The sequence below is a fragment of the Paracoccus sp. (in: a-proteobacteria) genome, from assembly GCF_030538695.1.
Taxonomy (GTDB): Bacteria; Pseudomonadota; Alphaproteobacteria; order Rhodobacterales; family Rhodobacteraceae; genus Paracoccus.
The window spans coordinates 18,216-39,165 of the sequence record NZ_JAUNTN010000004.1 but is presented as its reverse complement, the minus strand read 5'-3'; the positions used below and the strand labels follow the sequence as shown (position 1 = coordinate 39,165).

General features: G+C 61.8%; 23 protein-coding genes and 2 tRNA genes. 11 read left to right on the top strand and 14 right to left on the bottom strand.

Annotation, left to right across the window (positions count from 1 at the left end; all coding sequences use genetic code 11):
- Positions 1-7: 7 nt before the first annotated feature.
- The 3 genes from Q4G24_RS02885 (at position 8) to Q4G24_RS02875 (ending at position 1,834) form a co-directional block, all read left to right on the top strand.
- Positions 8-865 (top strand): MBL fold metallo-hydrolase, encoded by an 858-nt coding sequence (locus Q4G24_RS02885; protein ID WP_303364997.1) that lies wholly within the window; start codon positions 8-10, stop codon positions 863-865.
- 15 nt (positions 866-880) lie between these two features.
- Positions 881-1,417, top strand: a complete 537-nt coding sequence (locus Q4G24_RS02880; RefSeq protein WP_303364996.1) for a cysteine hydrolase family protein — start codon at positions 881-883, stop codon at positions 1,415-1,417.
- Positions 1,418-1,486: 69 nt separating this feature from the next.
- Positions 1,487-1,834: a hypothetical protein gene (locus Q4G24_RS02875; RefSeq protein ID WP_303364995.1), complete on the top strand. Its 348-nt coding sequence runs from the start codon at positions 1,487-1,489 to the stop codon at positions 1,832-1,834.
- Here Q4G24_RS02875 and arsB read toward each other — a convergent pair whose 3' ends face one another.
- Together arsB and Q4G24_RS02865 are read right to left on the bottom strand one after the other, a co-directional pair.
- Positions 1,835-2,845, bottom strand: a complete 1,011-nt coding sequence (gene arsB, locus Q4G24_RS02870) for an ACR3 family arsenite efflux transporter (protein WP_303364994.1) — start codon at positions 2,843-2,845, stop codon at positions 1,835-1,837. It lies immediately after the preceding gene.
- A complete protein-coding gene (locus Q4G24_RS02865) occupies positions 2,842-3,171 on the bottom strand; it encodes a helix-turn-helix transcriptional regulator (RefSeq protein ID WP_303364993.1) in 330 nt (109 codons plus the stop codon). Before Q4G24_RS02865 ends, arsB begins: the two co-directional genes overlap by 4 nt.
- 81 nt (positions 3,172-3,252) lie before the next feature.
- Here Q4G24_RS02865 and Q4G24_RS02860 point away from each other — a divergent pair, with 81 nt between their 5' ends.
- The 5 genes from Q4G24_RS02860 to Q4G24_RS02840 are packed head-to-tail and all read left to right on the top strand — an operon-like array spanning position 3,253 to position 6,410.
- Complete coding sequence (locus Q4G24_RS02860; RefSeq protein WP_303364992.1) at positions 3,253-3,618, top strand: winged helix-turn-helix domain-containing protein; 366 nt, start codon at positions 3,253-3,255, stop codon at positions 3,616-3,618.
- 57 nt (positions 3,619-3,675) lie between these two features.
- Positions 3,676-4,431 (top strand): molybdate ABC transporter substrate-binding protein, encoded by a 756-nt coding sequence (modA, locus tag Q4G24_RS02855; protein WP_303364991.1) that lies wholly within the window; start codon positions 3,676-3,678, stop codon positions 4,429-4,431.
- Positions 4,428-5,123, top strand: coding sequence for a molybdate ABC transporter permease subunit (gene modB, locus Q4G24_RS02850; protein WP_303364990.1), 696 nt, complete (start codon positions 4,428-4,430; stop codon positions 5,121-5,123). Before modA ends, modB begins: the two co-directional genes overlap by 4 nt.
- Positions 5,120-6,253 (top strand): molybdenum ABC transporter ATP-binding protein, encoded by a 1,134-nt coding sequence (gene modC / locus Q4G24_RS02845; protein WP_303364989.1) that lies wholly within the window; start codon positions 5,120-5,122, stop codon positions 6,251-6,253. Before modB ends, modC begins: the two co-directional genes overlap by 4 nt.
- Complete coding sequence (locus Q4G24_RS02840; RefSeq protein WP_303364988.1) at positions 6,204-6,410, top strand: molybdopterin-binding protein; 207 nt, start codon at positions 6,204-6,206, stop codon at positions 6,408-6,410. Before modC ends, Q4G24_RS02840 begins: the two co-directional genes overlap by 50 nt.
- A 29-nt stretch (positions 6,411-6,439) precedes the next feature.
- Here the strand turns inward: Q4G24_RS02840 and Q4G24_RS02835 are convergent, their stop codons facing one another.
- The 4 genes from Q4G24_RS02835 to Q4G24_RS02820 all read right to left on the bottom strand — a co-directional run bounded on the left by Q4G24_RS02835 (position 6,440) and on the right by Q4G24_RS02820 (position 10,488).
- Positions 6,440-7,186 carry a Stf0 family sulfotransferase gene (locus tag Q4G24_RS02835; RefSeq protein WP_303364987.1) on the bottom strand — a complete coding sequence of 249 codons (747 nt, stop codon included), beginning with the start codon at positions 7,184-7,186 and terminating at the stop codon, positions 6,440-6,442.
- A 207-nt stretch (positions 7,187-7,393) separates the two neighbouring features.
- Positions 7,394-8,413 carry a zinc-dependent alcohol dehydrogenase family protein gene (locus Q4G24_RS02830; RefSeq protein ID WP_303364986.1) on the bottom strand — a complete coding sequence of 340 codons (1,020 nt, stop codon included), beginning with the start codon at positions 8,411-8,413 and terminating at the stop codon, positions 7,394-7,396.
- Between the two features lie 95 nt (positions 8,414-8,508).
- Positions 8,509-9,243 (bottom strand): hypothetical protein, encoded by a 735-nt coding sequence (locus Q4G24_RS02825; protein ID WP_303364985.1) that lies wholly within the window; start codon positions 9,241-9,243, stop codon positions 8,509-8,511.
- A gap of 126 nt (positions 9,244-9,369) precedes the next feature.
- Positions 9,370-10,488 carry a Hint domain-containing protein gene (locus Q4G24_RS02820; protein ID WP_303364984.1) on the bottom strand — a complete coding sequence of 373 codons (1,119 nt, stop codon included), beginning with the start codon at positions 10,486-10,488 and terminating at the stop codon, positions 9,370-9,372.
- A gap of 679 nt (positions 10,489-11,167) precedes the next feature.
- On the opposite strand from Q4G24_RS02820, the gene Q4G24_RS02815 reads away from it, so the two are divergent.
- Complete coding sequence (locus tag Q4G24_RS02815; RefSeq protein ID WP_303364983.1) at positions 11,168-13,039, top strand: Hint domain-containing protein; 1,872 nt, start codon at positions 11,168-11,170, stop codon at positions 13,037-13,039.
- A 65-nt stretch (positions 13,040-13,104) separates the two neighbouring features.
- Here Q4G24_RS02815 and Q4G24_RS02810 read toward each other — a convergent pair.
- Positions 13,105-13,194, bottom strand: a tRNA-Ser gene (locus tag Q4G24_RS02810).
- Positions 13,195-13,366: 172 nt separating this feature from the next.
- A tRNA-Ile gene (locus Q4G24_RS02805) sits at positions 13,367-13,442 on the bottom strand.
- A gap of 101 nt (positions 13,443-13,543) precedes the next feature.
- Here Q4G24_RS02805 and purM point away from each other — a divergent pair.
- Positions 13,544-14,590: a phosphoribosylformylglycinamidine cyclo-ligase gene (gene purM / locus Q4G24_RS02800; protein ID WP_303365115.1), complete on the top strand. Its 1,047-nt coding sequence runs from the start codon at positions 13,544-13,546 to the stop codon at positions 14,588-14,590.
- Entirely contained in the window at positions 14,587-15,174 is a 588-nt protein-coding gene (gene purN / locus Q4G24_RS02795; protein WP_303364982.1) for a phosphoribosylglycinamide formyltransferase, read from the top strand. Before purM ends, purN begins: the two co-directional genes overlap by 4 nt.
- A 27-nt stretch (positions 15,175-15,201) precedes the next feature.
- Here the strand turns inward: purN and Q4G24_RS02790 are convergent, their stop codons facing one another.
- The 6 genes from Q4G24_RS02790 to Q4G24_RS02765 all read right to left on the bottom strand — a co-directional run bounded on the left by Q4G24_RS02790 (position 15,202) and on the right by Q4G24_RS02765 (position 20,790).
- Positions 15,202-16,539 (bottom strand): branched-chain amino acid ABC transporter permease, encoded by a 1,338-nt coding sequence (locus tag Q4G24_RS02790; protein ID WP_303364981.1) that lies wholly within the window; start codon positions 16,537-16,539, stop codon positions 15,202-15,204.
- Positions 16,540-16,551: 12 nt separating this feature from the next.
- Entirely contained in the window at positions 16,552-17,553 is a 1,002-nt protein-coding gene (locus Q4G24_RS02785; protein ID WP_303364980.1) for a branched-chain amino acid ABC transporter permease, read from the bottom strand.
- Complete coding sequence (locus tag Q4G24_RS02780) at positions 17,553-17,906, bottom strand: hypothetical protein (protein ID WP_303364979.1); 354 nt, start codon at positions 17,904-17,906, stop codon at positions 17,553-17,555. The genes Q4G24_RS02785 and Q4G24_RS02780 overlap by 1 nt, the downstream gene beginning before the upstream one ends.
- 1 nt (position 17,907) lies before the next feature.
- Positions 17,908-18,729: an ABC transporter ATP-binding protein gene (locus Q4G24_RS02775; RefSeq protein ID WP_303364978.1), complete on the bottom strand. Its 822-nt coding sequence runs from the start codon at positions 18,727-18,729 to the stop codon at positions 17,908-17,910.
- Entirely contained in the window at positions 18,726-19,502 is a 777-nt protein-coding gene (locus Q4G24_RS02770) for an ABC transporter ATP-binding protein (protein WP_303364977.1), read from the bottom strand. Before Q4G24_RS02770 ends, Q4G24_RS02775 begins: the two co-directional genes overlap by 4 nt.
- Positions 19,503-19,605: 103 nt before the next feature.
- Positions 19,606-20,790: an ABC transporter substrate-binding protein gene (locus Q4G24_RS02765; protein WP_303364976.1), complete on the bottom strand. Its 1,185-nt coding sequence runs from the start codon at positions 20,788-20,790 to the stop codon at positions 19,606-19,608.
- Positions 20,791-20,950: the final 160 nt, after the last annotated feature.

Below are 20,950 nucleotides of genomic sequence, written 5' to 3'. Positions count from 1 at the left end.
GATCACGATGACCACCCGCCGCAATTTTATCGCCCTGACCGGCGCCGCCATGACCTTGCCGCTTGCTGCCCCGGTGCAGGCGGCTATCGCCCGCCCGCAGGTGACGCAAATCCGCAATGCAACGCTGTGGATCGACTATGCCGGCACGCGCTTTCTGGTCGATCCGATGCTGGCTGACCGCTATGCCTTTCCGGGCTTTCCCGGCACCGCCAACAGCGAATTGCGCAACCCTGCGGGCTATCTGCCCTTTCCGGTTGATGAGATCATTAAGGTTGATGCCGTCATTCTGACCCATCTGCACGAAGATCACTGGGACAAACCCGCGCAGGATGCCTTGCCGAAGGATGTGCCGGTTTTCGTGCAAAATCAGGCGGATGCGGAAATCCTGCACGATCAGGGGTTCACCGATGTGCGGGTGCTGGCGGGCAGCGCGGATTTCAACGGTGTCACCCTGACCCGGACCGAAGGGACGCATGGCACCCCTGCGGCCATTGCCGCTGCCGGTGATCTGCTGGGGCAGGTCATGGGCGTAGCCTTTGCCGCCGAGGGCCAGCCGGTGATTTATCTGGCGGGCGATACGATCTGGAACCAGCAGGTGCGGGATGCGCTGGACACCCACCGCCCCGAGGTGGTGATCCTGAACGCGGGCTATGCGATGCTGCCCGGCGTCGGTCCGATCATCATGGGGGCCGAGGATGTGAAGGCCGTGGCTGATGCCGCACCCAACGCAACGCTGATTGCCACCCATATGGAATCGGTGAACCATTGTATCCTGACGCGGGCCGAGTTGCGCAGCTTTGCCCGTCAGAATGGCTTTGCCGACCGGCTGTATGTGCCGGGTGATGGCCAGATGATCCAACTGTAAGTGAAAGGAAAGCCCATGAAACGCGCTATTCTTGTTGTTGATATTCAGAAAGAATATTTCCCCGGCGGCAATTACCCTCTGGTCGGGATCGAGGCCGCTGCCGCCAATGCCGCCCGCGTCATCGCGGATGCCCGTTCGCGTGGCGATCTGGTCGTGCATGTCCGGCATGAGTTTCCGCAAGGCCCGATCTTCATTCCCGGCACCCCCGGCGTCGAGAGCCACGAAACCGTTGCCCCGGCGGCGGGCGAGCCGGTTGTGACCAAGAACCGCGTCAATTCCTTTCGTGATACGGGACTGGAGGCGATCCTGCGCGATCATGGTGTCGAGCTGGTCGCGGTGATCGGCGCGATGAGCCATATGTGCGTCGATGCGGCGGTGCGGGCGGCCAATGACCTTGGCTTTTCGACCACGACCATTCACGACGCCTGCGCCACCCGCGATCTGGAGTTCGGCGGCGTCACCACCCCCGCTGCGCAGGTGCAGGCGGCGATGATGGCGGCTTTCGCCTTTGGCTATGGTCAGGTTGTCAGCACGGATGATTGGCTTGGCTGATCCCCTGCGGGGCCGGTTGACATCCGGCTCTGCTGCGCTTTTCCTGCGGGCAAAGCGAAAGGAAACGTCATGCTGAAGCCCGTTCTTGTGATCCTGACCATTGGCAGCGGCGGGGTGCCGCATGTCAGCTTTTCCGCGTTGGAATCGCTGGACGCCTGCACCGCCCGGACCGAGGCCGTGACCAGCATCCTGACTGGCGCGGGCTATGAAATCGTCGCGCATGGCTGCGGCGAAACGGATTTGGCGATTGCGCCTTATCAACACGGTGCGCCGCAGCAGGAACCGACGCATCCTTACCGCATCAGCATCGGTGAGGATGTGCAGATCGAGGCGCTGGCTGCGCTGGATGATTGCACCCCCGCATTGGACGCTGACCCCGCGGTGTGGTGTGCGCTCAGCCGGCAGGGCGTCGAGTAATCAACCCGGAAAGCGGTCCCGTGTGCGGTTGGCGATGGCCACCAGCGACAGCATCACCGGGACTTCGACCAGCACCCCCACCACGGTGGCCAGCGCCGCGCCCGAGTGCAGCCCGAACAGTCCGATGGCCACCGCAACCGCCAGCTCGAAAAAGTTCGAGGTGCCGATCAGCGCGCAGGGTGCCGCAACCTTGTGCGGCAATCGCCATGCCCATGCCCAGACATAGCCAAGCGCAAATATCCCATAGGATTGAATGATAATCGGCACCGCGATCAGCATAATCAGCAGCGGTTGGGCCAGAATGACCTGTCCCTGAAAGCCGAACAGCAGAACCACCGTCGCCAGCAGCCCGATGACCGAGGCCGGTTTGATCCGCGCCGTAAAGGCGTCGATGGCTGCCTGTGTTCCCAGCCAGCGCCGTGCGATCCCGCCTGCGATCAGTGGAATCACGATATACAGCAGCACCGACAGGATCAGCGTATCCCATGGCACTGCAATATCGCTGACGCCCAACAGCAGCGCCACGATCGGGGCAAAGGCCACGACCATAATCAGGTCATTCACCGAAACCTGCACCAGCGTATAATTCGGGTCGCCCTTGGTCATCTGCGACCAGACGAACACCATTGCCGTGCAGGGGGCCGCCCCCAGCAGGATCAGCCCGGCGATATATTCCGGTGCCTTGGCAGGGTCGATCAGCCCTGCAAAGATGTGCTGCAAGAACAGGATGCCAAGTGCCGCCATGGTAAAAGGCTTTATCAGCCAGTTGATAACCAGCGTCACGATCAGCCCCTTGGGGCGGCGCCCCACGTCGCGGATGGCGCCAAAATCAATGGCGATCATCATGGGCCAGACCATCGCCCAAATCAGCACCGCCACCACCAGATTGACTGAGGCATATTCCAGCCCCGCCAGTGCCGCGAACAGATCCGGGACCAGATTGCCAAGCACCAGCCCGGCAAGGATGGACAGCCCGACCCACAGGGTCAGCCAGCGTTCAAACAGGCTCATTCCTGCACCTTTTCCGATGGGATAAGATCTGATGGGGCGCAGCAGCCGCCCTCGGGCGGGATCAGCGCGGCTATGAAATCCGCCAGCGGCTGCGCGGCGGCGGGGGCCAGCGTATAGCAGATGCGCGAACCCGAGGTTTCCCCCGCAATGAGTCCCGCAGCTTTCAGGATGCGCAGATGCTCGGACACGGTGGATTGTGCCAGCCCGACCGCGCCCACGATCTCGCCGCCGATACAGCCGGGGGCCTGATACAGCAGGCGCAGGATGTGGATGCGGGCCGGATGGGCCAGCGCCTTGGCAATCTCGGCAAGCTGATCGTCATTCATGGGCTGCCCTTTCATCGTTTATCGTCGATAAGCGATTGCATTCCAGCTTGCAACCCCCGCAACCTGACGCAAAGATACCTTATGCCCAATCTGCACCCGCCCTTTTTTCTGCGCCTTTACCTGACCGAAACCGCCATGCTTGGCCCCGGCAAGGCGGCGTTGCTGGAGGGCATTGCGCGGACCGGCTCGATCTCGGCGGCGGGCCGGGAAATGGGCATGAGCTATAAGCGTGCCTGGTCGCTGGTCGAGGCGATGAACGCTATGTTCCGTGAACCGCTTGTCGCCAGCGCACGGGGCGGCTCGGGCGGGGGCGGGGCCAGCCTGACCGACACCGGACAGCAGGTGTTGTCGCTCTATCGCCAGATTGAGGCGGAATCGCAGGCTGTCAATGCAGACCGCATCGCCGCGCTGCATGATCTGCTAACCGATATGCCCAAACAGAAATAACGCTTGCAGCCTGTATCCGGTTGGTTATGTTTCGGGGGACATAACCGGAGGTTCCTGATGTCCCGCCTTGCCACCCTTGCCCTTTGCGCCGCTTTTGCCACTCCGGTTGCTGCCGAAGATGTGGTGGTCTTTGCTGCCGCCTCGATGAAAACCGCGCTGGACCCGATTGCGGAACAGTTCCAGCAGGCGACCGGGAATACGGTCACGATCAGCTATGCCGGATCGAACGCGCTGGCCCGGCAGATCCTTGAAGGTGCACCGGCGGATATTTTCATCTCGGCCTCGGAGCAATGGATGGATGAGGTCCAGAAAGCTGGCGAAGTCGCGGACGGCAGCCGGGTCGATCTGCTGGGAAATACGCTGGTTCTGGTCGCCCATGATCCGCAGGCCGTGCCGGTTGATCTGACCCCCGACACCGACCTGACCGCGCTGCTTCAGGGCGGCAAGCTGGCGATGGCGCTGGTCGATTCCGTGCCAGCTGGGCAATATGGCAAAGAGGCGCTGACCCATCTTGGCCTGTGGGACAGCCTGTCCCCCGAGGTCGCGCAGGCCGATAACGTCCGCGCCGCGCTGGCGCTGGTCGGCACCGGAGAGGCCCCCTATGGCATCGTCTATGCCACCGATGCGGCGGCCGATCCGAATGTGCAGATCGTTGGCACCTTTCCCGCCGACAGCCATGCGCCGATCACCTATCCCGCCGCGCTGCTGGTCAATGCCGGGGACGCCGCTGACACTGCCTTTTTCGAGGCGCTGCGCAGCCCCGAGGCTTCCGCCGTTTTCCGTGAACAAGGTTTTGCGATCCTGACCGAATGAGTGACTGGCTCGGCCCCGCGGAATGGCAGGCGTTGCACCTGTCGCTGAAGGTTGCCTTTTGGGCAACGCTGGCCAGTCTGCCGCTGGCGCTGTTCGTGGCGCATGTGCTGGCGCGCTGGCGGTTTCCGGGGCATGGATTGCTGAACGGGCTGGTGCATCTGCCGTTGGTTCTGCCGCCGGTGGTGACGGGCTATCTGCTGCTGCTGTCCTTTGGCCGCCGCGGGTTCATCGGGCAATATCTGGACCAGTGGTTCGGTATCGTCTTTGCCTTTCGCTGGACCGGCGCGGTGCTGGCCGCCGCCGTCATGGCCTTTCCGCTGATGGTCCGCGCCATCCGCCTGTCGATCGAGGCCGTTGATCCCCGGCTGGAGGCTGCGGCAGGCAGTCTTGGGGCTTCTCGCCCATGGGTCTGGCTGACGATCACCCTGCCGCTGATCCTGCCCGGCGTGATTGCCGGGGCGGTGCTGGCCTTTGCCAAGGCGATGGGAGAGTTCGGCGCCACCATTACTTTCGTGTCCAACATCCCCGGCCAGACACAGACGCTGCCTTCGGCCATTTACGCCTTTCTGCAAGTGCCGGGGGGCGATGTGGCGGCGGGGCGGCTGGTGTTGGTGTCTGTCGCGGTGGCTATGGCGGCGCTGGTCCTGTCGGAATGGCTGGCGCGGCGCGTGGCTTGCAGGATTGCGCCATGATCCGGGTCCAGATGCGCCATGATTTCGCCGGGTTCAGCACCGATCTGGACTTTCAGGCCCCGCCCGGCGTGACGGTGCTGTTCGGACCGTCCGGTTCGGGCAAGTCCACGGTGCTGAATGCGGTGGCGGGGCTGTTGCGCCCGGATCGGGCACGGATTTCGGTTGATGGTGCGGTGTTAACCGACACCGGGGCAGGGGTGTTCACCCCGCCGCATCGCCGCCGCCTTGGGGTGATCTTTCAGGACGGGCGGTTGTTTCCGCATCTGACGGTGCAGCAGAACCTGCGCTATGGCCGCTGGTTCTCGCGCCGCTCTGGCCCGGATGAGGGCGCGGTGATCGAGATGTTGGGCATCGCCCCGCTGTTGGCCCGCCGCCCCGCAACGCTGTCGGGTGGGGAGCGCCAGCGCGTTGCCATTGGCCGTGCCTTGCTGGCCGGGCCGCGCCTGATTCTGGCGGATGAGCCGCTGTCCGCGCTGGATCAGTCGCGCAAGGCCGAGATCATGCCCTATCTGGAGCGGTTGCGCGATGAATGGCACGTCCCGATGCTTTACGTCAGCCATTCCGCGTCCGAGGTCGCGCGGCTGGCGACAACGGTGGTGATGCTGGATCAGGGCCGCGTGGCACGCATCGGCCCTGCCGCCGAGGTGCTGGCCGATCCTGCGGGCGCAGGCAATGACCCCGGCGCGGTGGTGCTGGCCCGTGTGGTGGCGCATCACCCGGACGGGGTGACGGAACTGCGGGCGGGCGATCAGGCGCTGTTCCTGCCGCTGCTGGAGGCGTGGCCCGGCGATCACCTGCGGCTGCGCATCGTCGCGCGGGATGTGATGCTGGCGCAGACCGTGCCGCAGGGGATTTCGGCGCTGAATATTCTACCCGGCGTGGTCGAGGCGCTGCATAACGACGGCCCTGTCGTTATGGTGCGACTGATGACGGCCGCCGGGCCGGTGCTGTCACGGATCACGCAGCGATCTGCCCGTCAGCTTGAAGTGCGGCCGGGTAAGCCTCTGGTCGCCATCGTCAAATCGCTTTCGCATAGCCCTGCCGATATTGGCCGGGCCGCACAGGAAAAGGGAAACACCAATGAAATTGAGCGCACGCAATCGGATCGTGGGGAGTATCATTGCGATTAGCCGTGGTGCCGTAACCAGCCATGTCAGCATCGACATTGGCGGCAGCGTGATTACATCCTCGATCACCAATGAAGCGGTGGATGAATTGGCGCTGAGCATTGGTGATGAGGTTTACGCCGTGGTCAAAGCCAGCGATGTAATGGTCGGCAAAGATTGATCTGCATGGCGGGTTGATGGATGCGGTTTTTAATCTGCGTATTCGATAAAACCGCTACTGCGCGGCATATCGAATTGTGCAAAGATTTCGGGGTTGGTGATGGCCGCGCCAAGTGAATCCGGCGCCAGTTTTTTCAGATTCTGAATAAATGGCCGTCGTTTCAGACCGAGGGCGTCGAGGCAGAGGTTATACCCCTGTGGCATCTGCTCATATCTCGGTTGTGCAATGACATTCATCCGCATGTTGACAAGATCTGCATTGCCGTCCTGCATCAACACAAAACGTGTAAAAGTTTCCAAGCTCAGCGTCAGTTTCTGATTGCTGGTTCTGGAATTGTTCGAGTGACGCACACCCAAATGCCGCATCCGCTCTAACGAGATGAAGCAGCGCAACATATTGCTTCGGCGCAGGTGAATGATGCGGATATTGTTTTTGATGATAAATCTGCGCAGCCATTGTGCGGTTTCGCTGGCGCTGAACAGATCACTGTAAACGACCTTGAAACCATTTTGCATTCCGTTGTTCAGGAATACATGATTGAATAGAAAGCCTTCCGGGTCGGCTTTGCGTTGTTTCAGAAGCTCCTGAATGGCGCTCTGTCCCGTTTCGGTTTCGCCATTGCTTTTGCGATAACCCTGCACCCAGTCAGGGGCGAAAACTTCGTCGTGACAGATGATTTTCGGATGCTCATTGAGGGCGCTGGCCAGCAAGGTTGATCCGCTGCGAGGTTGCGCGACAATGACAAAAGCGGTTTGAGGGACTTCCTGATGGCTCATCGCCTGTTCTTCCGTTATTCTGCGGCCGGTTCTGACACGGCCTTGTCAGCGGGGTAGGGTGACGACGCCTACCGCATGATCTTTGCGCTATGGGTTGAATATATGGCAGGTTCTTGCATTGGGTGCCAGCGGGATCGCTGTCTGCCAAAGACAAAGTGACCGGCGGATCGTCGCAGCCCCACCTGTCGGGCGGGGCTGCGGGAAAGCTCAGACGGTCAGCATCGTCTTGATTGCGCGGCGTTCGTCCATGGCCTTGTAGCCCTCGGCCACCTGTTCGATGGGCAGGACCAGATCGAACACTTTGCCGGGTTGGATCTGGCGGTTCAGCACGCGGTTCATCAGGTCAGGCAGGAAGCGCCGCACCGGGGCGGGACCGCCAAGCATCCGCTGTTGTTTGAAGAACAACTGCTGGCCGTCGAACTGTACCCCATGCGGGACGCCGACAAAACCGATGGTGCCGCCCGGACGGCACACACCCTGCGCCTGCGCCATGGATTCCGCCATGCCCACACATTCCAGCACCGATTCCGCGCCGATGCCATCGGTCAGGTCCATGATGCGACTGATGCCCTCCTCGCCGCGTTCGGCCACGATGTCGGTTGCGCCGAACTCCAAGGCCAGCTTTTGCCGGGATTCGTGGCGCGACATGGCGATGATGCGTTCCGCGCCAAGCTGTTTGGCGGCCATCACCCCCATCAGCCCGACCGCGCCATCGCCCACGACAACCGCCGTGCCGCCCGGGCGCACGCCGGATGCCACGGCGGCATACCAGCCCGTGCCCAGCACATCCGACACCGCCAGCATATGCGGGATCATATCGGCATCGGGCATGTGTTCGGTGGCGACCAGCGTGCCATCGGCCAGCGGCACACGGGCATAGGGGGCCTGCGCACCCAGCATGAACTCGCGCTGAACGCAGGAGGACTGGAACCCGAACTGGCAATGCGGGCAGGTGTTGTCGGACAGGCAGAAGCTGCCGACGACGAACTGGCCGGGGCGGATGGTTTTCACATCCGCGCCGACCTCGATCACCACGCCGCAATATTCGTGACCCATGGCGACCGGGCCTTCCTGCGGGCCGGACAGCCCGCGATAGGGCCACAGGTCCGACCCGCAGATGCAGGTGGCCGAAAGCTGAATGATCGCGTCCGTCGGTTTCAGGATCTTCGGGTCATCGACCTGTTCGAAACGAACATCGCCGGGGCCGTGCATGACGGTGGCATACATGGGTTATCTCCTTGAGGGGCAGGCCAATGCCTGCGGTTGCCGTCGATCTTATCATGGGGCGGCCGGGGCGATTAGCCCGGCTATCCCGATTGCGCTTATCGTCCAGCGGTATAGATAGCGCGGCTTTCTGGCTTTTGTGCCGCCAGCCCGCGCCAGACCAGCAGGGCGATGCCAAGCGCCGCCAGCGCGATCACCGGCCAGTTTTCGCGCGGCAGATTGGCGGCAATCACCCCGATCAGCGCCCATATGATTGCTGCGGGATAAGCCCATTCCTGCGGGCGGCGCTGTTGCAGCATCAGACCCGCCAGCCCCACCAGGGACAGGCACACCAGCGCTGCCGCTTGTGCCGACAGGATGCCATAACCGCTGAGAACCGCCCCCGCCGCGACACCGCTGGCCGCCGTCAGCCAGCCCGCATACAACCCGAGCGGGCGAAGCTGCCACAGCGCATCCTGATGCCCAGCCCGCAGCCATGCGGCAACAGCGGCGGCCCACATCACAAGGATCATTGCGGTGGCCAGCAGTGGTGAATAATTGGCGGCGGCAATCCAGAAGGTGCCGATCAGCAGGCTGACGATCAGCGCCGGGCGCATCGCCTGCCAGTCGGGGGCCTGCGCCCGCTGCCACAGGCCGAACCCTGCGCCCGCGATCAGCCACAGATAGATCAGCCCCCAAATCGAAAACGCCCAACCCGCAGGCTGCACAGGCCAAAACGCCTGCACCACGGGAAACTGGTCACGGGTAAAGCCGTTGAAACCGTCGCTGGCCAGCGGTGACAGGGCAAAGCAAACGGTCAGGATCAGCACCAGCAGGGCGGAAAAACGGTTCATGTCAGGTTCCTTTGCGCCAGATCGGCGCGTCTGTAACCATGAACACGGGCGGGGCGACGGTGGTTCCCTCGCCGCCCGCGCCGATATGGGAAACCCCGGAAGGCGGCACTCTCCGGGGTTTGCCGATTACACCACCAGCGGCTTGCCGTTGCGGGCGTGACGCACGGCCAGCTTGCGGCCCAGCCGCCCCGAGGGCAGCGGACGGGCGGATGTCGGGGTATAATCGTGGCCGCGCAGTTCCGGGAACAGGGAAAAGATTTCGTCCCGCGCGGCGCTGCCAATGGATTTCAGCGCCTCTGGCCCGGTGTAAAGCGACTCGGTTTCCGCACCGTTCGAGATCACGACCTCGTGCTGATCGAACAGAATGTGGACATATTCAACCTGCGCCGCGTCTTGGGCGATGTCGATGCCGTCAATCTGGCAAAGCTGCTTGGCGGCGACCAGAACTTCGTCGGTGCCGAACATCTTTTGCGCGATGGCCGAGCGCACCAGAATCCGGTGCTGCGGGCTGACCAGCAGATCGGTCGAGGGCGTCCCGTTGCCCAAAGCGCCAGCGGCAATGCGGATCGGGTGCATCTCGGGCGCGGCAGCCAGATCGGCGGCCGTCAGCTTGCGGGTGCCTATCCAGCGGACCGGCTGCGCGCCGTGGTCACGGGTCAGCACCAGATCGCCGGGGCGCAGCGTCTCGACCGCGACCGCGCCGGTGGGGGTGTCGATCAGGGTGCCGGTGGTGAAGCAGGGCGGCATGAAGCGGTTGTATGATGTGGTTGTGCCCGCGCCATTGCCGTTGTTCACCGATTTGACCGTATAGGTCATGTTTGGGGTTAATCCGGCATCGACGCGGCCCCAATCGCCTACAGCGGTTGTGAAGGTTTCAGGGTTGGCTGCGGCAAGACCAACAATGTCATTCCCAACCTTGATCGAATAGACCCGGACCAGATCGTCATTGCTGTTCCAAGTATTCGCAACGAAGCCCATTTCGATATTGGTGCCAGCGGCATAGGTCGTGCCGTTGATGGTCAGCGCATCTTGAAGTTTTTGCGTTGTGCCAAGGCTGATGTCATCCTGAAATGAATTGTCGCTGTCATTTATGACTGCCGTAACACCGGATAGCTTGTTTCCGGTCGAGAAGGTTTGCCCCGTAGCGCCGACGCCGGTTTCACGCGTGATTGAGTAATCGAACAGCCCCTCAAAATTCGAGGTGAACGACGATTTGTCGTAGATATAAAGCTGGTTGATAGCCATGTTGTCTTCCTTTTCGAGCTGTCCCCGGGGGAACAGCGGCAGAATGGATGTCGATGGGCCGTCAAGATTGGCCCTGCTTATGTGTCGGTGTCGCCAAGGCGGCGGGATGCGTTGGGGGCGGTGGTTTCAACCCACCGGTGTGGCCCGCTCCCGCATGGCAACGCCTGATAACGCCAACGATTCGTCGCTGGCGCAGGGGCAAATATGAACTTGTATAGGTCGAGTCAAACCGAAGCGATCAAATAGACTTGTTCCGTTGCGTCATTTCTTTGTAAGGGCATAAAGGGCGGTTTTTGCTCGGAATATGCGCGTTATGTCTGCGCTTGTGGGGCGTGTTGTGCAATTTAGGCATATTTGCCCACGGTCACTTGCGCTCTGTGCAACGCGAAAGGGGGTGGCGTTTACCACCATTGCGAGCGTTGCCCGTTCTTTGGGCGGTTGACGCACAAACTGAACTGTTTTTCCAGAAACTCGCCTTTTGTTTCAGATGCTTTCAGGTGGACGCCTGCGCATTTCGTCTGTAGGGCTAACCTGTCTGGTGTGGCGGGAAACTGCCCAGTCGGATTGAATCACCGGCGGATTGATGCCGGGCAGGGTGTATGCGGAACGCACAGCCTGCCCCCGGCGGCGGGTCGCCTCTGTCTGTAATAACCGCTGCGGCGGTGCGATGGAGCCTGATATGGCCAACTATTATGTGATTGGGAACGGCACGACTGCGCCTAACCTGACGGGAACCCCCTATGAGGGGTATACGATTAAAACTGTAAGCCAGTTCAACTGGGCCTACGAAGCCACGAACGGCACGTCTTTGCGGGCTGGTGATAATGTTGTTATCTCTGGTTCTGTGAACGAGAACATCAACCTGAACCCGTCATTTGGTCAGTCCACGGGCTTTCAGATCAATGTCACCGTTCTGGAAAACAGCAACAGCTTTAATATTGCGGCAACGAACCTTCCTGCGACGACTGACCCGAATGTGTCGGTAAATGTTTTGGGCGATTCGCCTAACGTGAACCTGACCGGAAGCCAATATAACAGCGTGTCCGTCAATGTCGCCGAGGACGCATCCTTTGGGAATATCAGCGGTCAGGGTGGTAACGCCAATGGCTTGACCACTGTTAACATCGCAGATGGCGGCACGGTGGGCAATATCGTCACCGGCACCGATATTGGCGACAGGCTGGTTTTGACCGGCGGTAATGACGTCACCATTGGGAATATTACCTCTGGTTCGACGGTCTGGCTGCCGGCCATTGGTACAGGGATTTGGTATGATCAGGGCGGTGCCGATCTTATCCAGGTTGGTGATAACGCAACCATTGGCGATGTTAAGCTGTATGGCGGTTCTGATCAGGTTGTTGCCGGTGACAACCTGACCATTGGCAATGTCGAGCTGGGCGATGGTCAGGACTCGATGATCATTGGCGAAGGTTCGCATGTGACCGGGCATATCGCAACCGGCACCGATACGGCCGTCAACGATGCCGATTATCTTGCTATCGGGAATGGTTCGGTTGTTGACAGCTATATCAACACAAATACGGGCAATGACACGGTTATCATTGGCGACAGTGTTACGCTGAACGGCGGTTCGAACGCGATCAATACCTATCTGGGGAATGATTACGTTGAAATTGGTTCCGGTGTGGTTGCGCCGAACAACATCTTTACCGGGCCAGGTTCCGATACGGTCGTGGCGAGTCCGGGTGGCGGTCAATACACTGTCGATCAGGGGACCGTTATTCCGCAGGATGACCTGCTGATCATCCAATACACCAAGGCCGAATACGACGACTTTATGAATGCGTTGCAAACGCAGGGGTATCGAGAAAACACCAGTGTCTATGGCCCGGATACCTATTTCAGCTCGTCCAACTCGACCTTTTACTGGAACGGTGTCGCCTATACCAATTCGGACTGGATTCAGGGGCAACTGGTCCCGTGCTTCAGTGCCGACGCCCTGATCGAGACCGCGCGTGGCCCGGTTCGCGCCGGTGATCTGACTGTCGGCGACATGGTGCGGACCCGCGATGCGGGGATGCAGCCGCTGCGCTGGGTTGGCCGCAAGGAGCTGTCGGCCGCCGATCTGGCCGCCGCGCCAAAGCTGCGCCCGATCCGCATTGCCGCCGGTGCGCTGGGTGCGGGCCTGCCCGCCACCGATCTGGTGGTCAGCCCGCAGCACCGGGTTCTGGTGCGCTCGAAAATCGCGCAGAAGATGTTTGGCACCGACGAGGTTCTGGTTGCCGCCAAGCAACTCTGCCAGATCGAAGGCATTGATATTGCTGCCGATATGGCTGGCGTGACCTATGTCCACTTCCTGTTCGACGACCACCAGATCGTGTTCTCGAACGGTGCGGAAACCGAGTCGATGTTCACCGGCCCCGAGGCGCTGAAATCGGTTGGCAAGGCCGCGGTCGAGGAAATCTTCGCGATCTTCCCCGAACTGCGCGACGGCGCCGAACGCCCTGCGGCGCGTATGCTGACCTCGGGCCGGATGGCGCGCAAACTGGCGGTGCGCCATGCGCAAAACAACCGCCCGCTGGTGATGTAATCCGGCCGGAGATGATAACGAAGCGGGGCGATCTTTCGTCCCGTTTTCTTTTGGGATGAAGGGATTGGCGGAAGCGGTGGGATTCGAACCCACGGTAGGGTTTCCCCCACGCTGGTTTTCAAGACCAGAGCCTTAAACCACTCGGCCACACTTCCGGTTGGTTGCGATTAACGGCTTCGCCGGGCGCTCGCAAGGGTGGTCAGCAATGCACCGCAGATTTTCGACATCCGCCGGTCTGACGGCAGGCATTTGGGCGGCGACGGGTTCCACCATGCTGCGGATGCGCTGCGCTCTTGTTTGACGCCGCTCTTGTCTGACGCTGGGGGATGGTAGGCGCGGAGGGACTTGAACCCCCAACCAAGGCGTTATGAGCGCCCTGCTCTGACCATTGAGCTACGCGCCCCTGCGCCCTGACTAGGCGTCAACGGGCGGGGGGTCAAGCCGGGTGGTGATTGCCCCCGCCCGCGCCTTGGGCTATCGGGGAAATGACTGGCACAGGGGGCGATCATGGCGCAGGAAAACGGGCTGACTTACGCGCAGGCGGGGGTCGATATTGACGCGGGCAACGCGCTGGTGGACCGGATCAAACCGGCGGCAGCCTCGACCGCGCGTTCGGGCGTGGTGGACGGGCTTGGCGGCTTTGGCGCGCTGTTCGATCCGCGCGCGGCGGGCTTTGCTGACCCGGTTCTGGTGGCGGCGACCGATGGGGTGGGGACCAAGCTGCGCATTGCAATCGACACCGGCCATCTGGATGGGGTGGGCGTCGATCTGGTCGCCATGTGTGTGAATGATCTGGTCTGTCAAGGCGCTGAGCCTTTGTTCTTCCTTGACTATTTTGCAACCGGCAAGCTGTCCGTGGATGAGGGCGCGCGGGTCGTCGAATCCATCGCGCGGGGCTGCCGGGATTCGGGTTGTGCGCTGATCGGGGGCGAAACCGCCGAAATGCCGGGCATGTATGCCAAGGGTGATTTCGACCTTGCGGGCTTTGCCGTCGGCGCGATGGAGCGTGGCACCGGACTGCCGCGCGATGTGGCGGCGGGGGATGTGTTGTTGGGGCTGGCCTCGGATGGGGTTCATTCCAACGGGTTTTCGCTGGTGCGCCGGGTGGCGGAACATGCCGGGCTGACGTGGGAATCGCTTGCACCTTTTGCGGATGGCACGCTGGGACAGGCGCTGCTGGTGCCGACGCGGCTGTATGTGCGGCCGCTGCTGGCGGCGATCCGGGCGGGGGGTGTTCATGCGGCGGCCCATATCACTGGCGGCGGGATCACCGAGAACCTGCCGCGCGTGCTGCCCAAGGAGCTTGGTGCGCAGATCGACCTGACGGCATGGACATTGCCGCCGGTGTTTGCATGGCTGCGCGACGCGGGCGGGATTGCCGAGGCCGAGATGCTGAAAACCTTTAACAGCGGCATCGGCATGATCCTGTCGGTTGCGGCGGATCGCGCCGATGCGCTGGCCGATCTGCTGACCGGGCAGGGCGAGACCGTCCACCGCCTTGGTCATGTGACCGAAGGCCAGGGCGTGACCTATACCGGGGCGCTTGCGTGAAACGAGTCGCCATCCTGATTTCGGGCGGCGGGTCGAATATGGTCAAGCTGGTTGGAAGCATGACCGGCGATCATCCGGCGCGGGCGGTCATTGTTGGCTCGAATGATCCGGCAGCGGCGGGGCTGGACAAGGCGCGGGCGCTTGGGGTGCCGGTCTTTGCGACCGATCACCGTGCCTTTCCCGGCGACCGTGCCGCTTTCGAGGCCGAATTGCTGAAACCGCTGCTGGCGGCGGAACCTGACATTTTGTGCCTTGCCGGTTTTATGCGCATCCTGACGCCGGGTTTCGTGCAGCATTTTCAGGGGCGGATGCTGAATATTCACCCGTCGTTATTGCCGAAATACCCCGGACTGCATACTCATCAGCGGGCGCTGGATGCCGGTGATGCCGAGGCCGGGGCGACTGTGCATCTGGTCACACCCGAGCTGGACGCCGGACCGATTCTTGGGCAGGCGCGGGTGCCGGTGCTGCCGGGGGATACGGCCGAGGCGCTGGCGGCGCGGGTTCTGGAGCAGGAACATCGTCTGTATCCGGCGGTGTTGCGCCGCTTTGCCAGCGGCGATGAAACCTCGCTGATGATATGAAACGGGCCGCTTTCGCGGCCCTTTCCTTTAGCGTTCCGGCACCAGCCCGCGCGGGGCAAATCGCAGGACCAGCAGCAGAACCAGCCCCATGGCGATAAAGCGGAAATGCGCCGCGCTGGCCAGAAGCTGCGCCTTGAGGCTGCCTTCGGGCAGGGGCGCGGTCAGCAGCCCGACAAGGTTCGGCCCCCACATCTCGGCCTTGACCCACAGGAACCAGATCAGGATGCCACCAAGCACCGCGCCCCAGTTGTTCCCCGAGCCGCCGACAATCACCATCACCCAAATCAGGAACGTATAGCGCAGCGGGTTATAGCTGTTTGGCACCAGCAGCCCGTCGTGGGTAATCATCATCGCCCCCGCCAGCCCGATCACCGCCGAGCCGATAACGAAGATCTGCAAATGCCGCCCGGTGACGTTCTTGCCCATCGCCTCGGCTGCGGTTTCGTTGTCGCGGATGGCGCGCATCATCCGGCCCCAGGGCGATTTCAGCGCCAGTTCCGACAGCAGGATCAGCAGCAGCAGGACCGAGACGAACAGCCCTGTATAGCCCAGCTTGACCCAAATGCCTGACGCATCCGCCACCGACATGCCCCATGACTGCGCCCGCTCGATAAAGGCAGGGTCGTTTTGCAGGTCGATCTCATAGGGGACGGGGCGGGGGATGCCGGTGACGTTCTTGACGCCTCGGGTCAGCCATTCCTCGTTGCGCATGACGGCGACGATGATTTCGCCAATGCCCAGCGTGGCAATTGCCAGATAGTCCGAGCGCAGCCCAAGCGCCACCTTACCCACGGCCCAGGCGGCAGCGGCGGCAAACAGCGCACCGACCGGCCATGACAGCAGCACCGGCAGGCCAAGCCCGCCGATATTGCCGGCACTGGCGGAATTATTCGCCTCAATTGCCGTTACGGCGGGGTCAAAAAGCTGGCGATACAGCACAAAGCCGAGCAGCAGCACTGCCGCCGTCGCCAGCCCGCGCCATGCTGTCAGTCGCTGCCACGCAACTGCCGCCAGCGCCAGCGTGCCGATGCCGGTTGCCAGCGCCGCGATCATGCGCAACCCGCCTGCGGACCATGCGCCATCGACCGGCGGCAGCGAGATCAGCACCGGGGCCAGCCCGCCAAGCGCCAGAAAGCCTACGACGCCGACGTTGAACAGCCCCGCATAGCCCCATTGCATGTTCACGCCCAAAGCCATGATGGCCGAGATCAGCCCCATGTTCAGGATGGTCAGGGCGCTGTTCCACGACCCCGAGAACATGCCGTTCCGGGTGGTTCCTTCCAGCACGAACAGCGCCGCAAGGACCAGAAACAACACCGGCGCGCGCCACGGGCTTGCGGCCATCGTCTGACGAGTGGATGCCATGATACGCCCCCCTTATACCGACTTGCCGCGGAACAGGCCGGTCGGCCGGAACAGCAGCACCACGATCAGGATTACAAAGCTGACCGCAAACTTGTATTCTGTTCCAAGCAGTTGCAGCATCCCATCAGAGTTGTAACCCAGATAACCGGCAACCAGCTTCCACGGATAGGTCAGCGCGACCTCGGAAAAGGCAACGACAAAGCCGCCCGCAATCGCGCCCAGCGGGTTGCCTAGCCCGCCCACGACCGCAGCCGCAAAGATCGGCAGCAGAAGTTGGAAATAGTTGAAGGCTTTGAAGGATTTATCCAGCCCGTAAAGCGACCCGGCAATGACCATCAGCGCGGCGGCGATGATCCATGTCAGGCGTACCACCCGTTCAGGCTCGATCCCCGACAGCAGGGCCAGATCTTCGTTGTCAGAATAGGCCCGCATGGATTTGCCGGATTTGGTGCGGTTCAGGAACCAGAACAGCGCCCATACGGTCAGCGCCGCCACCACCAGCGTGATGACCTGCGTCGTGCGCAGCGCCAGCCCTTCGGAGAGGCCGCTCCATGCCCGGAACGAGCGCACGTCGATCACAAAACGCGCGCCATCGGCAAAGCGGTGTTCATCCACGCCGATCACGATGCGGGTCAGCCCGTTCATCAGGAACATCACCCCGACCGAGGCCATGACCAGCACAATCGGCGCGGCCTTGACCCGGCGGTAATAGCGATAGACCGCCCGATCCGTCAGCAGCACCAGCAGGGCGGTGATAACAATTGCAAAAGGCAGCGCCAGCAGTGCGGTTGGCAGCGGGCCAAGGCTGATCCCCATGGATTTCAGCCACGCGGTTATCAGGATCACGACCCCGGTGCCAAAGGCCATGGTGTCGCCATGGGCAAAATTGGAAAACCGCAGGATGCCATAGATCAGCGTCACCCCAAGCGCTCCCAGCGCAAGCTGCGCGCCATAGGCGCTGGCCGGGATGATGATGTAATTGGTTATCGCCACAAGAGCGTTCAGAATATCCATCAGCGGATCTCCTCGCAGCGGCCCAGATAGGTGATGGCCATGGCCTGAGTGGCAAAATGCACCGTATAGCGGGCCTCGCCCCCGGCATCGACGGTCAGCAGGCGATCCGCAGCGGCATAGGTGCCGCGCAATCGGTCCAGATCGGCGGTCTCAGAGGTCATCTCAACGGTTTCAACCGGATCGGTCAGGGTTGCGATGGCCGGGCTGTTATCGCTGCTAACGCTGATTTCCGCGTCATAGGCGGTGCCTTCACATTCCAGATCCTGACATTCGGTCTGGAAATGGCAGGCCCATTCGCCCGCCAGAGCGGGCAGGGGCAACAGCAGGCTGGTGGTCAGAAACAGAAATCGCATCTCAGCCCCCCAGGAAAGTGCGGCGGACTTCGGGATCGGCCATCAGTTCTGCGCCGGTGCCGGTATAAGCATTGGCGCCCTGCACCAGCACATAGCCGATGTCTGCGATGTTCAGCGCCTGTTTGGCGTTCTGTTCCACCATCAGGATGCAGATGCCGGTGCGGGCGACCTCGATAATGCGGTCGAACAGCTCGTCCATGACGATGGGGCTGACGCCTGCGGTCGGTTCGTCCAGCATCAACAGGCTGGGCCGCGTCATCAGCGCCCGCCCCACGGCGACCTGCTGGCGCTGACCGCCGGACAACTCGCCCGCGTTCTGGCGGCGCTTTTCGGCCACGGCGGGGAACAGCTCATAGACCTGTTCGATGGTCTGGCGATAATCATCGTTGCGGATAAATGCCCCCATTTCAAGGTTTTCCTCGACCGTCATGGTCGGGAAAATATTATGGGTCTGCGGCACGAACCCCATGCCCGCCTTGACCCGATCCTGCGGGTTCAGCGCCGAGATGTCACGCCCGCCAAGACGCACGCTGCCCTGACGCAGGTTCAGCATCCCGAAAATCGCCTTCATCGCGGTGGATTTGCCCGCGCCATTGGGACCGACGATCACCCCGATCTGGCCTTTATCAACCGAAATCGTGCAATTGTTCAGAATATCGGCCTTGCCATAACCGCCGGTCATGGCCTCTCCGATCAGGAACGGGTCGCCCTCGCGGCCCGGCCCGACGGGGCCACTGCGGCGGGTGGGGTCGATTTCCGAGGGCGGGCCGGCGCGGGTAACGGATGCGTCCTTGTTGCCGCGGGGATCGAATGTTGCGCTCATACCGCTTCCTTGTTCTTCAGGCCGGTGCCAAGATAGGCCTCGATCACGGCTTCGTTTTGCATGATCGCATCGGCGGGGCCTTCGGCCAGCACGTTTCCGGCGGCCATGACGATTACCGGATCGCAGAGCTTGCCAATAAAATCCATGTCATGCTCGATCACGCAGAAAGTATAGCCGCGTTCCTTGTTCAGCCGGGTGATGGCATCGGCAATGGTCATCAGAAGGGTGCGGTTTACGCCCGCACCGACCTCATCCAGAAACACGATCTTGGCGTCCACCATCATCGTGCGGCCCAGTTCCAGCAGCTTTTTCTGACCGCCCGAGAGGTTCCCGGCCTTTTCATCCGCCACATGGGAAATGGTCAGAAACTCCAGCACTTCATCGGCTTTGGCGCGCAGGGCGCGTTCTTCATTGGCGATGCGCTTGCGGCCGAACCATGTGTTCCACAGGCTTTCCCCGGCCTGACCGCCCGGCACCATCATCAGATTCTCGCGCGAGGTCATGCTGCCAAACTCGTGGCTTAACTGAAAGGTGCGCAGCAGCCCCTTGTGAAACAACCTGTGCGGGGGCAGGCCGGTGATGTCCTCGCCATCCATGACCACCCGGCCCGATGTCGGTTTCAACACCCCGGCAATGACGTTGAACAGCGTCGTTTTGCCCGCGCCATTGGGACCGATCAGCCCGGTGATGCTGCCGGTCTCGATCCGCAGTGAAGCGCCATCAACCGCGCGGAACCCGCCGAAATGTTTATGCAAGTCATGGACTTCGATCATGTCCAACCCTGTCTTATCCTGCTAAGCTATGCTTGACAGGCTTTTGTTATGATTTGGTTTGTTGGCGAGCGGCCCGACCGGAGCCGGGCCGTAAAAGTCGTTGTCAGTGATAGGTCACGACTTCCAGTTTGCCGTCCTTGATGGTGCTTTCGCGGAAGCTGCCCGCGCTTTCACCCGGCTCGATCAGGTTGACCGAGGTCGCCCCCACATAGTCGATGGGCTTGCCCTCTTTCAGCAGCTCCAGTGCCTTGCCAAGCTCGCCCGGCAGGATCGGCTCGCCGGGGCCGTTGGCAATTTCCATCACCTTTTCCTTCATCAGTGCCGGGTCATAGGAACCAGCGGCCTGAATCGACAAAAGCAGCAGCGCGGCGGCGTCATAGGTTTCGCCCGCATAGGCCGAAGTCGGGTTGAACCCGGCGGCCTGCGCGATTTCCGCGAAACGCGCCGTGCCTTCGCCATCAGCGGCGGGTTGGATGCCGATAGAGCCATCGACCTCGCTGCCAAAGCGGTTGACCAGTTCTTCTCCGATCATACCATCGGCAAAGATGAACTTGTCGAAAGCCCCGGTATCCAGCGCCGCGCGGGTCACGCCCGAGCCACCCTGATCGACATAGCCGGCCACGAACAGCGTATCGCCACCCGCCGCCGCCAGCGCCGCGACCTCGGCCGAATAGTCGGCCTTGCCGTCGTCATGGGCTGCCGACAGCGTGACCTTGCCGCCCTTGGCCTCGAACGCCTGCGCAAAGCTGTCGGCCAGCCCCTTGCCATAGTCGTTGTTGGTATAAGTGATCGCCGCCGAGGTCAGCCCCTGACCAATGGCAATATCGGCCAGCACTTCACCCTGACGCGCATCCGAAGGCGAGGTGCGGAAGAACAGCCCGTTATCGCTGATCGACGTAAGCGCCGGAGAGGTCGCCGAAGGTGACACCATCATCACCCCGTTCGGCACTGCGACCCGTTCCAGCGTGGCGATGGTCTCGCCCGAGCATTGCCCGCCGACCAGTGCCTTGACGCCTTCGCTGCTGACGATGCGTTCGGCGGCGGCCACGGCGGCCGCAGCGTCGATACAGGTGGTATCCGCCCGCACCGGCACGACGGTTACGCCGTCCAGCAGCTTGCCGGAATCATTGATCTCTTTGAAGGCGGTTTCAGCGGCGGCGGTCATGGCCGGGGCCATGGATTCCAGCGGGCCGGTAAAGGCCAGATTGACGCCAACCTTGATTTCCTCGGCCATCGTGGTGCCTGCCAGAGCAATGCTTGCCGCCGAAGCCATCAACAGTTTCTTCATGTTTTTCTCCCTTGTTGGACCGGAAGTCCTGCGGATCAGTTTAGGCGGGTTTCCGCAAAAGGAAAGCGTCTTGGTCGTCTTGCGAACAATTCCGGTCATGTTGACTGACCTGTCTGCCAAGCTTTTCGGCAGTCTTTCCCTTGGCGGCGTGAAACCCTAT